The organism is Serratia sp. JSRIV006, assembly GCF_019968685.1.
In the GTDB taxonomy this organism is placed as follows: Bacteria; Pseudomonadota; Gammaproteobacteria; order Enterobacterales; family Enterobacteriaceae; genus Chania; species Chania fonticola_B.
On the sequence record NZ_CP074137.1, the window covers coordinates 4,346,146 to 4,358,821 of the forward strand.

General features: G+C 56.5%; 14 protein-coding genes. 9 read left to right on the forward strand and 5 right to left on the reverse strand.

What is annotated here, in order from left to right; genetic code table 11:
* Positions 1 to 19: 19 nt before the first annotated feature.
* Together KGP16_RS20170 and KGP16_RS20175 are read right to left on the reverse strand one after the other, a co-directional pair.
* The gene (locus KGP16_RS20170) at positions 20 to 358 is read right to left on the reverse strand and encodes a DUF2002 family protein (protein WP_021178947.1); all 339 of its coding nucleotides are present in this window, start codon (positions 356 to 358) and stop codon (positions 20 to 22) included.
* Between the two features lie 103 nt (positions 359 to 461).
* Entirely contained in the window at positions 462 to 1,466 is a 1,005-nt protein-coding gene (locus KGP16_RS20175; protein WP_021807636.1) for an AraC family transcriptional regulator, read from the reverse strand.
* Between the two features lie 143 nt (positions 1,467 to 1,609).
* On the opposite strand from KGP16_RS20175, the gene KGP16_RS20180 reads away from it, so the two are divergent.
* The gene (locus tag KGP16_RS20180; RefSeq protein WP_223500246.1) at positions 1,610 to 2,638 is read left to right on the forward strand and encodes a dienelactone hydrolase; all 1,029 of its coding nucleotides are present in this window, start codon (positions 1,610 to 1,612) and stop codon (positions 2,636 to 2,638) included.
* Here the strand turns inward: KGP16_RS20180 and KGP16_RS20185 are convergent.
* Entirely contained in the window at positions 2,598 to 3,494 is an 897-nt protein-coding gene (locus KGP16_RS20185) for a LysR family transcriptional regulator (protein ID WP_021807634.1), read from the reverse strand. The two genes, KGP16_RS20180 and KGP16_RS20185, sit on opposite strands and share 41 nt — an antisense overlap.
* Before the next feature lie 106 nt (positions 3,495 to 3,600).
* Between KGP16_RS20185 and KGP16_RS20190 the strand changes: the two genes are divergently transcribed.
* Both KGP16_RS20190 and KGP16_RS20195 read left to right on the forward strand, forming a co-directional pair.
* Positions 3,601 to 4,980 (forward strand): MFS transporter, encoded by a 1,380-nt coding sequence (locus KGP16_RS20190; protein WP_166733200.1) that lies wholly within the window; start codon positions 3,601 to 3,603, stop codon positions 4,978 to 4,980.
* Entirely contained in the window at positions 4,980 to 5,360 is a 381-nt protein-coding gene (locus KGP16_RS20195; RefSeq protein WP_115160030.1) for a DUF4440 domain-containing protein, read from the forward strand. Before KGP16_RS20190 ends, KGP16_RS20195 begins: the two co-directional genes overlap by 1 nt.
* Positions 5,361 to 5,552: 192 nt before the next feature.
* Here KGP16_RS20195 and asr read toward each other — a convergent pair whose 3' ends face one another.
* Positions 5,553 to 6,023, reverse strand: coding sequence for an acid resistance repetitive basic protein Asr (gene asr / locus KGP16_RS20200; RefSeq protein WP_021807631.1), 471 nt, complete (start codon positions 6,021 to 6,023; stop codon positions 5,553 to 5,555).
* 261 nt (positions 6,024 to 6,284) lie between these two features.
* Here asr and KGP16_RS20205 point away from each other — a divergent pair, with 261 nt between their 5' ends.
* Positions 6,285 to 6,593: a YqjD family protein gene (locus KGP16_RS20205; protein WP_021807630.1), complete on the forward strand. Its 309-nt coding sequence runs from the start codon at positions 6,285 to 6,287 to the stop codon at positions 6,591 to 6,593.
* A 66-nt stretch (positions 6,594 to 6,659) separates the two neighbouring features.
* On the opposite strand, the gene KGP16_RS20210 is transcribed toward KGP16_RS20205, so the two are convergent.
* On the reverse strand, positions 6,660 to 8,102 hold the full coding sequence (locus KGP16_RS20210) for a PLP-dependent aminotransferase family protein (RefSeq protein ID WP_223500247.1): 1,443 nt from the start codon (positions 8,100 to 8,102) through the stop codon (positions 6,660 to 6,662).
* 99 nt (positions 8,103 to 8,201) lie between these two features.
* On the opposite strand from KGP16_RS20210, the gene KGP16_RS20215 reads away from it, so the two are divergent.
* The 5 genes from KGP16_RS20215 (at position 8,202) to nrdF (ending at position 12,640) form a co-directional block, all read left to right on the forward strand.
* Positions 8,202 to 8,633, forward strand: coding sequence for a carboxymuconolactone decarboxylase family protein (locus KGP16_RS20215; protein WP_021807628.1), 432 nt, complete (start codon positions 8,202 to 8,204; stop codon positions 8,631 to 8,633).
* A gap of 266 nt (positions 8,634 to 8,899) precedes the next feature.
* Positions 8,900 to 9,136: a glutaredoxin-like protein NrdH gene (nrdH, locus tag KGP16_RS20220; RefSeq protein ID WP_024484825.1), complete on the forward strand. Its 237-nt coding sequence runs from the start codon at positions 8,900 to 8,902 to the stop codon at positions 9,134 to 9,136.
* 8 nt (positions 9,137 to 9,144) lie between these two features.
* Positions 9,145 to 9,546 carry a class Ib ribonucleoside-diphosphate reductase assembly flavoprotein NrdI gene (gene nrdI, locus KGP16_RS20225; protein WP_223500249.1) on the forward strand — a complete coding sequence of 134 codons (402 nt, stop codon included), beginning with the start codon at positions 9,145 to 9,147 and terminating at the stop codon, positions 9,544 to 9,546.
* Positions 9,528 to 11,672 (forward strand): class 1b ribonucleoside-diphosphate reductase subunit alpha, encoded by a 2,145-nt coding sequence (gene nrdE, locus KGP16_RS20230; protein WP_209555294.1) that lies wholly within the window; start codon positions 9,528 to 9,530, stop codon positions 11,670 to 11,672. The genes nrdI and nrdE overlap by 19 nt, the downstream gene beginning before the upstream one ends.
* 8 nt (positions 11,673 to 11,680) lie before the next feature.
* Positions 11,681 to 12,640: a class 1b ribonucleoside-diphosphate reductase subunit beta gene (gene nrdF, locus KGP16_RS20235; protein WP_094982637.1), complete on the forward strand. Its 960-nt coding sequence runs from the start codon at positions 11,681 to 11,683 to the stop codon at positions 12,638 to 12,640.
* Positions 12,641 to 12,676 lie beyond the last annotated feature (36 nt).

Genomic DNA, 12,676 nt, shown 5'->3' on the forward strand with positions numbered 1-12,676 from the left:
CCCGCTTACGGGGGAGAGTTTAAAGGAACATGCTGTAGAGGTAGCGCGAGAGCGCATCGCGGGAGCTGAAACCGTGAGGAATGCCGTAACGCGTGTTGGGCGTATCACCGCTTAAATCCAGGGGAAACTCAAGATACTGCTCGCTGTTACGCATCAACGAGGTCGGCGTGGCAAAATGGAGGCTCTTCTCTTTCAATGCCGGGTGGATCACCAACGCCATTCTGCCCATTCGCGCTTCCCGATTCACATACACGTAGTGCTCGCCCTTGCGAAAACCGTAGGTCTGATCGGTGACATAATCACGCTCAAAACCGGTACTCTCTAACACCTTAGCCACTTCATCCGGCCGTAAATACATCTATTTCTCCTATCAGTTCTGGGTAGCTTTGCGACCTTACCGTAATCAGGAGATGAAACAATTAATTTATCCGTACTCATTCTGGTTTAGGAATAATCTGCAGCTATTGGCCCCCCGCCTGCTGTCTACGCCATTCGCTGGGGCTCATCCCCTGAACCCGCAGAAACTCACGGTTAAAGTTGGATTTGGTGCTGAAACCGGCTTCCAGCATAATCTCGGTCACCGGGCGATCGCTGCTGCTCAACCACTGCGCCGCTTGCTGAATGCGTAATTGATTCACGTATTGGGATACGTTCATCCCCGCTTGCTGGTTAATCGCCTGGGAGACCTTACGTGCCGGTATGCCCACCTTGCGTGCTAGCCGGGCTAGGTTCAGTGCCGGTTCCAGATAGAGATCGTCCTGGCGGAGCCGCTGGTTGATCAGTTCAAAGCAGTGCTCATCATCCTCTGTTAGCGCCTCGGTTTTCACTGGTGGCAAGGGCTGTTCTTCGGGTTCCTGCTGTTGGCGCTCACGGCCAAGCACCAGTCCGACTCCCAAGACCATCATCACATTGCCAAAAGCCGCCAGTGCGCCAGCATGCCTCCCGGCTAATAGCGAATAATCCAGGGTGATCGCCAACTCGGTCAGGCCGCAGACGATCAGCAGGCCGCCCAATCCGCACCATAAGCGATAGCTCAGCCAACTGTCCGCCAGCGCCACCTGCTGCAAGGCATTCTCACCGCGCCGCAGGTACAGCAAAATAGCCGCGCCGTAACCGAGATAGCCAATAACGATCAGCCCATCCAGCGCCGCCAAGACGCGCCACTGCGCCAATAGCACCAATAGCGGGAACGTCAGATGCCCAACAATGCGCCAGCCCATCGGCCCACGGGCTTGTAGCATCAGCACCAGATAACACAAAGGCGGGATCAGAGCGGCCCCCAGCGGTTGTAAAATAGCGACCCAAGGTTGCTGATAGCCAAAACGGATCCCCACCAGCAGGCTTTGCCAGGCGCAGATCAACAGCAACAGCTGTAGCAGCCAACGGTGTGGCCGTGGCCAACCAAGGCGCACGATCAACGCCAGGCACAACAGGCTGAAGAGAAAAGACAGCGGGATAAGCGGCATGTTACCTCTGTGGTTATTCGGGAACGCCCCAGTGTAGAGACCATAATCAGCTAAAACAATCGCTTAACGACCTGGATCGCGATCGAGGTCGCGCCAGGAGAACGCGAATGCGATGGTCTGGTTTTCCCCTTGAAGGAGTCATCATGAAAAAGTTATGGATCTTGTGCCTGCTGTTTAGCAGTGTCGCCACCGCCGCGCCCTGGCAGGTTGCCAGCCGCCTGCAAACGTTTTATAACGGCGATCGCCCATTGGTTAGCCGTATCTATTATCCCACTCATGCCCAAGGCCAGCCGCAACAGGTTGGCGGCAGGCCGGTATTTGCAGGCATCCCTGCTCTGCCAGACGCCCCACCGGCAACCGGGCATTTTCCCTTGGTGATCATCAGCCACGGCAGCGGTGGCAACAATAGCAGCCAAGCCTGGCTGGCGAAGGCGTTGGTGGAACAAGGAATGATCGTGGTTGCAGCCAATCATCCGGGCAGTACCAGCGGTGATTCCATCCCGGCAAAATCGCTCGAACTGTGGCAACAAACGCGCGATATCTCGGCGCTGATCGATGCCATGCTCAAGGATGGCACATGGCAGCCGCGGATCAACGCACAGGCCATTGGTGTGGCAGGGCATTCCAAAGGGGGTTACAGCGCGATATCTGCAATTGGCGGCCAAGTCGCGTTAAAGGATTTTATCGCCGGTTGCCAGCGCCAGCCTCGCTCGCCTAACTGCCTGTTTTATGCCGGTGTTAACAAAAACAGCATCTCTGCCACCCAGTTTGACGCTAATTACACCGATGCCCGCATCCGCTTCGCCATCGCCCTGGACCCAGGCATGGTGCCCTATCTGCAACCGGCCAGCCTGCGCCAAATCAGCGCGCCGCTGCTGGTTATCGCCGCACAACGCTTTATGCCGGGCAGCGATCCGGAAAGTCTGGGAGCTGAGTCGTTGGCAACGCACAGCGGGCAGAAGCCAATCAAGGCCGTCGTCTTGCCGGGCAGCAATCACTTCGATTTCTTACAGCTTTGTACCCCAGCCGCCCCAGAGATATTAGCGGAGGAAGGGGAAGCCTTTATCTGTGGATCGTCCCCCACCGAGCGTGAACGCGCCCACCAGCAAACCATCGCTGCCGTGCTGGCTTTTATTCAGCCGTGGCTATCCGCGCCCGCAGGAAATCGATAAACGCTCGGACCTTCTCAGGCACATGGCGCGTGTTGGGATAGAGCGCATAAATGCTCTGTACCGGGAACTGATGATCTGGCAGCAGGTGGCATAACTGCCCGTTGGCAATAACGGGCCGTACCAACCATTCTGGCAGCAGGGCCACCCCCGCACCTTGTAACGCGAAAGTCAGCAACGCGGTGGCGCTATCGGCCATCAGCCTGGCGTCATCTTCCACCCTGAACAACACCGCCTGACGTTCAGGGGTGAGCACTTGCCAACTCAGCGGCGAAGGGAGGCGGCTGTGGGCCAGCCAGGCAGCCTGAGCCAGTTGAGGCAATGACGCGATCGGCCACCGTGCAAGATAATCCGGAGACGCTACCGGCAAGATAGCGAAGTTATCGATCAGCGCCGCATGATGGTTGGAGTCCGCCAACTGACCCAGACGGATAGCCACGTCAAACCGCTCGGAAATCAGATCCGCGTGATAGGAAGAAGAAACGTGCTGAATGCGTAAGCGCGGATGCAACTGCGCGAAGGCGGCCAAGGCCGGAACCACAACCTGCGCACCATATTCCGGCGTGCTTGTGATGCGCAGAATGCCACTCAAGCCGTGATGATCGCGACGCACATCGTCGAGCAGGTACTCCGCATCTTGTAATAGCCGTTGGCAACGTGGATAAAAACGCTCGCCAGCATCGGTCAGTGACAGCCGCCGCGTACTGCGCACCAGCAATGAAACGCCTAGCTCGCTTTCCAACTGCTTGATGTTAAAGCTGACCACCGCCTTGGTTTGCCCCAGTGCCTCCGCCGCAGCGGTAAAACTGCCGGTGTCGACCACCGCCGCAAACATCGCTAATCTGGCTAAATTGAGCATCTTTCACCCACCCACTGTCAAAATATTTTTGACAGTGTAATCGCCCAGCGCCGATTTATCAGCCCTTTCCCGCCCGCTACACTGCACGCCTTCAACCGGAGGCTTCATGGCTTATCGCACTAAAGTGGCAATCGTCTATCTGCTCGGATTCTTTGTCGATCTGATCAACATGTTTATCGCCAACGTCGCCTACCCGGCGATCGGACACGCTTTGCAGGCCAACATCAGCCAACTGGCCTGGATCAGCAACGGTTACCTGCTTGGCCTGACGCTGGTGATCCCGCTCAGCGCCTGGCTAGCGCAACGCATTGGCGGGCGGCAGGTCTTTCTGCTGTCGTTGGTGCTGTTTATGCTGGCAACCACGGCGGCAGGCCGCGCTGGCTCGATCGAAGCACTGATCGGCTGGCGGGTGATACAAGGTATGGGCGGAGGGTTGCTGATCCCGATTGGCCAAACGCTCACCTATCAGCTGTTTCGCAGCCATGAACGCGCCGGGCTTTCTGCCGCCATCATGCTGGTGGGGCTGCTGGCTCCGGCGCTCTCCCCGGCATTGGGTGGCCTGATTGTCGATCATCTTGACTGGCGTTGGGTGTTTTACAGCAACCTGCCGCTGGCGGCACTGGCTTTGCTGTTGGCCGTTCTGTGGCTGCGTAACGAGCCTGCGGCCAGCGAGGTTAAGCGGCTGGACGTCACCGGGCTGATTAGCGCCTGCCTGGCACTTACCTTGATCCTGCTTGGCCTGACCCGTCTGAGCGACCCCCATTTGCTGTTGCAAGGCGCTAGCTTGCTGTTCGCTGGGCTGTTGGTGTTTGCTTACTACCTGCGGCACAGCCTGCGCCATCCACACCCGCTGCTGAACCTGCGGTTGGTGCGGGACCCACAATTGCGTATCGCCATGATCGTCTACCAGTGCATCCCTGGTCTGTTCATCGGCGTCAGCCTGGTGGCGATGCTGTACCTGCAAAACCAGCTGGGTATGTCGGCCACTCAGGTGGGCGGGCTGATGGTTCCCTGGTCACTGGCCTCTTTCGCTGCTATCACCCTGACCGGCAAGGTTTTCAACCGTTGCGGCCCGCGCCCGCTGTTTATTGCCGGTTGCGCTTTGCAAGGCCTGGGGATGCTGGCCTTATCGCAGATCGGAGATGCCGGGCAGCATAGCTGGCAAATCTTCGCGTTTGCCTTGATGGGGCTGGGTGGCAGCCTATGTAGCAGCACGGCACAAAGCTGCGCCTTTCTCACCATTGCCGACACCCAGTTGGCCGATGCCAGCGCCCTATGGAATATCAACCGCCAGTTGAGCTTTTGCTTTGGCGTTACCCTGCTCAGCCTGTTGCTCAATCTGTTGCTCGGCCATATGGAGGCGCTCATGGCCTATCGTTACTGTTTTTATCTCGCCGCAGCCAGTACGCTGTTCCCGATGCTGCTGTGCCTGCGTATTACCAACCGCGCCATCGTGCGCCATCTCAACGCTGAACAGGGATCCTGATGAATCGTTATTTTACCGAAGTGATTGACGCCCATGTGGCTATCGCCGACTGGCTGGGAAAAGGAGCTGGGGAACTGCAACCGCTCTTGGCGCGGTTTCAGGCAGATTTTTGCATGATTGCCCTAAACGGCAGCAAGCTGGGGTCCAACGAACTGGAGGGATTTTTCCAGGCGCATCGGGCTGCAAAGCCGGGGCTGGAGATTGCGATCGAAGAAATGAAGATGGTCGCAGAATGGCCAACGGGGGCCGTAGTCAACTATCGCGAGAAGCAAACGCTGCCAGGCCAACCTGCGACCCTGCGTTATTCCACCGTGGTCTTTACTCAGACCGCAGACGGGCTACGCTGGCTGCACCTGCACGAAACGCCTATCGGGCAATAATTACAGGAAGCTGCTGGCCAGGAACAATTGCCAGGCAACCACCAGACCACATAGCGTGACGGCACTGAAGATCACTTCAAACAGGTAGCGGTTCATCATGATGACCTCACCTCAAAAGAAGACACCCGGAAAACCGGGTGTCAGAGTATTCAGCAGAGGAGGCGGAACCTTTGACGGCTCCGCTATCTTCACTTATTTAGCGGCAGGAGCTGCGGCTTTCTTGCTTGATTTGTGGTGTTTTTTAGCAGCCTGGGCTTTCTGAGCGGGTTTGGCTGCGGCTTTTTGGTGCTTTTTAGCAGCCTGAGCTTTCTGAGCTACTGGAGCTTTGGTCGCGGCAGCTTTGTGGTGTTTTTTAGCGGCCTGAGCTTTTTGAGCGGGTTTGGTGGCGGCTTTGTGATGCTTTTTGGCAGCCTGAGCCTTCTGAGCTACTGGCGCTTTTTTGCTGTGCTTTTTAGCGGCCTGAGCTTTCTGCTCTGGTGCTTTTTTGGTGGCTTTCTTGTGTTCTTTCTTGTGGTGAGTCGCTTTAGCTGGAGCTTTCTCAGCCGCAGGAGCCGCAGTAGTAGGAGCCGCAGTAGGTGCCGGTGCAGCCGCAGTATCAGCAGCGAAAGCAACAGAAGACAGGCCCATGGTGGCAGCAACGATCAGCGCTAATACTTTTTTCATCTTTAAATCCTCAGATTGTGTTTTTCGGTAAGCCCGGTTGGGCCGTTGAGGAGATAATAGAGGAATCAATTCGCCGTTTCCGTGAGTGATTGGTTTCGCTGAGTAACCAAATGTACAGAGCTTGTCGCCAGGCCCTTAGGCGGGGATAAGCCCCGAAAAAAGCTTCGTTTTTCGCGGGGATAGCCATTAATTTTCGTGATCGCCAGCACACTTCTCAAAATGGTCTACACTTAAAGGACATGTGTCGTAACGGAGAGTCGAATGTTTAACAAGACAGAGAAAGTAGAACGAGACATCGATCAGGACGTGAACCTGCTGGCCGATACGCTGGATGAAGTATTACGTGACTCCAGCAGCAAGACCAAAGAAGAACTGCATGAACTGCACAGTAAGGCAAAAGGGATATTACGCGATGCCCGTGCACGCTTCAGCGGTTCCAGCAGCCTGACACAACATGCTCGCGACGTAGCCGGCAATGCCGATAGCTATGTACGAGAAAAACCTTGGCAGGGCGTAGGCATCGGTGCCGCTGTTGGTATCGTCCTCGGCGTCTTGCTTGCACGGCGTTAACCCATGTAGCTGGTTTTAACCATAAAAACAGATGTGCGTCTGGCCCACGGTTTTCCGTGGGCCGCTTTATTTTCCGCCCTCGATAATCGCCGCCAGCCGGTCCACCGCGCGCTCCGCTTCGCTATAGCTGGTGAAGTTGCCAAAGCCCATCAATAAACCATTATCGGCAGGCGTAGACATCTGCCAATCCGACAATGCCTGTATCGACAACCCCTGTTGCCAAGCTCTCTTTGCCAGCTCACTGTCATTGAGCCCAGCTTGCAAATGCGCCAACATCTGGATGCCCCCGGCCTGCGGTGCCACCGTCAAATAGTCTGCAAGCCGCTGTGTCAGGGCCTGCACCAACCATGCGCGCCGCTGGCGATACAGCAACCGCATGCGCTTCAGATGGCGGTAAAAATGCCCGCCGTTGATAAAATCGGCCACTCCGGCTTGCAGTAACGGTGGGCAACCGCAGCCTCGCAGCTGGCTACAGCGCTCAAAAGCCGCCGTCTGCTCTGCGGGCACCACCAGATAGGCCATGCGTAACGCCGGAAACAGGGTTTTGCTGAAGGTCCCGGCGTACAGCACCCGCCCCTGAGGATCGAGGCTTTTTAACGGCGGCAAAGGTTTGCCGTAGTAGCGGCATTCGCTGTCGTAATCGTCTTCGATGATCCATGCCGAGTGACGGGTTGCCCAATCCAGCAGCGCCATACGCCTGGCCAGGCTGAGGGTAACGCCCAGTGGGCTTTGGTGAGTCGGCGTCAGCACCGCCATGCGGGCGTCTGGCCGGGTGGCAATACCGGCGTCAATATCCATCCCTTCCTCATCAACCGGCACTGGGACAATTTGCATGCCGGCGGCGCTAAACAGCGGCTGGGTAACCGGATAACCAGGGTCCTCCAGCCAGACCGCCTCTCCCGGTTTCAACAACGCGTTGATCACCAGCTCTAGCAAAGCCTGATAACCCGCACAGATAAATACCTGTTCCGGCCGACAGACAATGCCACGGGAAAGGTGCAGGTAATGCACGATTGCCTCGCGCAGTTCCGGCAGGCCATTAGGTGGTGGGTGTGCCAGTGAGGCCATCGTGGTGCCACGCAGTTGCCGGGCAACGATGCGCTGCCATACCGCCCGTGGGAAGGCATCCAGCGCGGGCAGGCCAAGCTGGAAGGGTTGAGTCGGCCCGGCGGGATGAGACTGAAATGCGGAGGGCGCCGGAGTCGCCAAGGGGGGTACCGCTGACAGCTTGGGGCGCTCAGGCATTTTCAGCAACTGGGAGGAAACATAGGTTCCCGCCTGGCCCCGGCTTTGCAGAAAACCTTCAGCCACCAGCGCAGCGTAGGCATTTTCTACCGTCGCACGTGCTACCCCCAAATCGCTTGCCAAGCCGCGTACCGAAGGTAAACGGCTGTTAGCCACCAGGGTTCCCTGCACGATCGCGTCTTTGATCCGCAGATAGATCTGTCGGTATAGGGGCTCGGCCAGTTGGGGATCCAGCCGTAGGGCAGCAAAAATAGGGCGTGTCATGGCCTGGTTAAATAATCATTTTATGGCTCTATAGCATAGACCATATCGCGGCTAAAGTAGCGCCATACATTGGTTACGTCATTAATCCGAGGTTTGAACATGATCAAGCAACGTTTGCAGTACGCCGAACTGTCACCGGCCCCTTATAAAGCCATGGTGAGCGCATTGGGCGGGCTAGAGAAAGGCCCGCTGGATAAAGCGATCATTGAGCTGATGTTTATGCGCGTTTCGCAGATCAACGGCTGCGCTTTTTGCCTGGATATGCACGGCAAAGCGCTGCGTGCAGGGGGAGCGAACCACGCCAAGCTGGATACGTTGGCGGGCTGGCGCGTCAGCCATGAATTCAGCGAGGCAGAACGTGCCGCGTTGGAATGGGCCGAAGCGGTGACCCTGATTGCGGCAACCGGCGCACCGGACAGTGCCTTTGACGCCCTGAAAGCCCATTTCAGCGATGCCGAAATCAGCGATCTGACCTTTGCCATCAGCATTATGAACGCCTTTAACCGCCTGGCAGTCAGCATGCGGCAGTAATTTTGCTGGCCGGGGCAACCCGGCCTGCTCGATCCTCATCGCAAAAAATATTTCCCCACCGCTTTTCCAGCCTCGGCGCGGCCTGCGCCCAAAAAACCGAAAAACACCACATATAGTGGTGTTGATAATATAAATATCCACATATAGTATTCATTCATCAACACAGGGGGAAACGCTTGGGTTGGTGACGCCGTCAGAAACGCTCTAGCATGCTCAACTTTCTGACTTATCCGCCTTTCCTTCAACACAAAAGGTAAATGCGAATCATGAGTATTATTATTTACACCAAACCAGATTGTGTCCAGTGCAATGCCACCTACCGTGCCCTGGATAGACAAGGGATCGACTATCGCGTGGTCGATCTAACGCAAGATCAGCAGGCGCTGAACCACGTTAAATCACTGGGCTATCAACAGGTTCCGGTGATTATCGCCGGTGACGATCACTGGTCTGGTTTCCGCCCGGACAAGATCGGCGCGTTAGCCAACGCCCTAACCTCCTGAGGTGTGCCATGGATCCGCTGGTCTACTTCTCCAGCAGTTCGGAGAACACCCACAGATTCGTTGAGAAGCTGGCACTGCCCGCGATACGCATCCCGATCGCGGGCAGTAAAAAAGTACTGATGGAGCACCCTTATATCCTGATCGTGCCCAGTTACGGCGGCGGCAGCAGCGTCGGTGCCGTACCGATCCAGGTGATCCGTTTTCTCAATGATCCGCAGAATCGCGGTTACCTGCGCGGTGTGATTGCCGCAGGTAACACCAATTTCGGCGCCGCGTATGGCATCGCCGGTGACATCATCGCCAAAAAATGCCAGGTACCGGTGCTTTATCGATTTGAGCTACTCGGCGCCACACAAGACGTCGCAATCGTTCAACAGGGAGTCACCGCATTTTGGCAACGACAGAACTGACCAGGTCCGCCAGCGCCACGCTGGATTACCATTCGCTCAACGCGATGCTCAACCTTTATGACGCCGAAGGGCGCATCCAGTTCGATAAGGATCGGCTGGCCGCCAGGCAATACTTTTTGCAGCACGTGAACCAAAACACCGTGTTCTTCCACAATCTGGCGGAGAAATTGCGCTATCTGGTGGATGAGGGATATTACGAAGCAGCGGTGCTGGAGCAGTATGAGTTCGCCTTTATCAAGCAGCTGTTCCAACAGGCCTATGCCAGGAAATTCCGCTTCGAGACCTTCCTCGGCGCCTTCAAATATTACACCAGCTATACGCTGAAAACCTTCGATGGCCAGCGCTATCTGGAACGCTATGAAGACCGGGTGTGCATGGTTGCGTTACGGCTGGCGGCGGGTGATACCGCTCTGGCGCAGGATCTGGTGGAAGAGATCATCTCCGGGCGCTTCCAACCCGCAACCCCCACTTTCCTCAACTGCGGCAAACAGCAGCGCGGCGAGCTGGTTTCCTGCTTCCTGCTGCGTATTGAAGACAATATGGAGTCGATTGGCCGCGCGGTGAATTCGGCGCTGCAACTCTCCAAACGCGGCGGCGGTGTGGCCTTTCTGCTGAGCAATATCCGCGAGGTTGGTGCGCCAATCAAGCGCATTGAGAACCAGTCCTCCGGGGTGATCCCGATAATGAAAATGCTGGAGGATGCCTTCTCTTACGCCAATCAACTGGGAGCACGTCAAGGCGCTGGGGCTGTGTATCTGCACGCCCATCACCCAGACATTCTGCGTTTCCTGGATACCAAGCGGGAAAATGCCGACGAAAAAATCCGCATCAAAACCCTGTCGCTGGGGGTGGTGATCCCGGATATCACCTTCGAGCTGGCAAAAAATAACGAAGAGATGTACCTGTTCTCTCCCTATGATGTGCAACAGGTGTACGGCGTACCGCTGTCTGAGATCAGCGTCAGCGAAAAATACCGTGAGATGGTGGATGACAAACGCATCCGCAAATCCCGCATCAACGCCCGTGAATTTTTCCAACTGCTGGCGGAGATCCAGTTCGAATCCGGCTATCCGTACATGATGTTTGAAGATACGGTCAACCGCAGCAATCCGATCGCCGGGCGCATCAATATGAGCAACCTGTGCTCGGAGATCCTGCAGGTTAACAGCGCCAGCCGGTACCATCAGGACCTGAGCTATGCCGAGATCGGCAAAGATATCTCCTGCAACCTGGGTTCGCTGAACATTGCCAAAGTCATGGATGCGCCAGACTTCGGTAAGGCGGTGGAAACCGCGATCTACGGGCTGACGGCGGTAGCGGATATGAGCGATATCGGCTCGGTGCCGTCTATCGCCGCCGGGAATCAGGCAACACATGCCATCGGCCTGGGCCAGATGAACCTGCACGGCTATCTGGCGCGCGAACGCATCTTCTACGGTTCGGACGAAGGCATCGACTTCACCAATATCTACTTCTACACCGTGACCTACCACGCCCTGCTCGCCTCCAACCGGCTGGCAATAGGACGCGGCAGCAGTTTTGCCGGTTTCGAGAACTCCACCTACGCCAGCGGGGAGTATTTCAGCAAATACATCGAGCAGGAGTGGCAGCCAAAAACCGCGCGGGTACGCGAACTGTTTGCCAACGCCAATATCGCCATACCTGGGCGTGAGGAATGGTTGGCACTGCGCGCTGCGGTGATGATGCACGGGCTGTATAACCAGAACCTGCAGGCGGTGCCGCCTACCGGCTCCATCTCCTACATCAATAACTCAACCTCCAGCATCCATCCGATCGTCTCACGCATCGAGATCCGCAAGGAGGGCAAGATTGGCCGGGTCTATTACCCAGCCCCCTACATGACCAACGACAACCTGGAGTATTACCAGGACGCCTACGAAATTGGCCCGGAAAAGATTATCGATACCTACGCCGCCGCCACGCAGCATGTGGATCAGGGGCTGTCGCTGACGCTGTTCTTCCGCGATACCGCCACCACCCGCGATATTAACCGCGCGCAAATCTACGCCTGGCGTAAAGGCATCAAGACCATTTATTACATCCGTCTGCGCCAGATGGCGTTGGAAGGCACCGAGGTGCAGGGCTGCGTGTCCTGCGCGCTGTGAGGAAGATTATGACAATGCAACGAGTGCAGGCCATCAACTGGAACAAGATTGATGACGACAAGGATCTGGAGGTGTGGAACCGGCTGACCAGCAACTTCTGGCTACCGGAAAAGGTGCCGTTGTCGAACGATATTCCGTCCTGGGCCACGCTGACCGCCAAGGAACAACAGCTCACCATCCGCGTATTTACCGGGCTGACGCTGCTGGATACCATCCAGAATACCGTTGGCGCACCGGCGCTGATCGCCGATTCTATTACCCCGCACGAGGAGGCGGTGTATTCCAACATCAGCTTTATGGAGGCGGTACACGCCCGTTCCTACAGTTCGATATTCTCCACCCTGTGCCAAACCCGGGATGTTGACGAGGCTTACCGTTGGAGCGAGGAAAACGCCACGCTACAGAAAAAGGCCTGCATCATTCTGGCGCACTATCGCAGCGACGATCCGCTGTTGAAAAAGGTCGCCAGCGTGTTTCTGGAGTCGTTCCTGTTCTATTCCGGCTTTTACCTGCCCATGTACTGGTCGAGCCGGGCCAAGCTGACCAACACCGCCGATCTGATCCGCCTGATCATTCGCGATGAAGCGGTGCATGGCTACTATATTGGCTACAAGTTCCAGAAAGGCCTGGAGCAGGCCAGCCCGGCCCGCCGCCAGCAGGTGAAGAACTTTGCCTTCGATTTGCTGCAGGATCTCTACGACAACGAGGTGCGTTATACCGAAGAGCTCTACGACGGGGTGGGCTGGACGGAAGAAGTCAAAACCTTCCTGCACTATAACGCCAACAAGGCGCTGATGAATCTGGGCTACGAGGCGTTGTTCCCACCGGCAATGGCACAAGTAGACCCGGCAATCCTGTCGGCGCTGTCACCCAACGCCGATGAGAACCACGATTTCTTCTCCGGCTCCGGCTCTTCCTATGTGATGGGCAAAGCGGTGAATACCGAAGATGAGGACTGGGAATTCTGAGCCTGATAGGGAACAGGATGCTGCGCCTCTAGCTAA

Excerpts from the sequence above, each read along its gene's own strand:
- KGP16_RS20180 (WP_223500246.1), top strand. The coding sequence starts at position 1,610 with ATGAAAAAGTTATGGATCTTGTGCCTGCTGTTTAGCAGTGTCGCCACC.
- KGP16_RS20210 (WP_223500247.1), bottom strand. The coding sequence starts at position 8,102 with ATGACACGCCCTATTTTTGCTGCCCTACGGCTGGATCCCCAACTGGCC.
- KGP16_RS20215 (WP_021807628.1), top strand. The coding sequence starts at position 8,202 with ATGATCAAGCAACGTTTGCAGTACGCCGAACTGTCACCGGCCCCTTAT.
- KGP16_RS20205 (WP_021807630.1), top strand. The coding sequence starts at position 6,285 with ATGTTTAACAAGACAGAGAAAGTAGAACGAGACATCGATCAGGACGTG.
- asr (WP_021807631.1), bottom strand. The coding sequence starts at position 6,023 with ATGAAAAAAGTATTAGCGCTGATCGTTGCTGCCACCATGGGCCTGTCT.
- nrdH (WP_024484825.1), top strand. The coding sequence starts at position 8,900 with ATGAGTATTATTATTTACACCAAACCAGATTGTGTCCAGTGCAATGCC.
- KGP16_RS20170 (WP_021178947.1), bottom strand. The coding sequence starts at position 358 with ATGTATTTACGGCCGGATGAAGTGGCTAAGGTGTTAGAGAGTACCGGT.
- nrdF (WP_094982637.1), top strand. The coding sequence starts at position 11,681 with ATGACAATGCAACGAGTGCAGGCCATCAACTGGAACAAGATTGATGAC.
- nrdI (WP_223500249.1), top strand. The coding sequence starts at position 9,145 with ATGGATCCGCTGGTCTACTTCTCCAGCAGTTCGGAGAACACCCACAGA.
- KGP16_RS20195 (WP_115160030.1), top strand. The coding sequence starts at position 4,980 with ATGAATCGTTATTTTACCGAAGTGATTGACGCCCATGTGGCTATCGCC.
- KGP16_RS20175 (WP_021807636.1), bottom strand. The coding sequence starts at position 1,466 with ATGCCGCTTATCCCGCTGTCTTTTCTCTTCAGCCTGTTGTGCCTGGCG.
- KGP16_RS20190 (WP_166733200.1), top strand. The coding sequence starts at position 3,601 with ATGGCTTATCGCACTAAAGTGGCAATCGTCTATCTGCTCGGATTCTTT.
- KGP16_RS20185 (WP_021807634.1), bottom strand. The coding sequence starts at position 3,494 with ATGCTCAATTTAGCCAGATTAGCGATGTTTGCGGCGGTGGTCGACACC.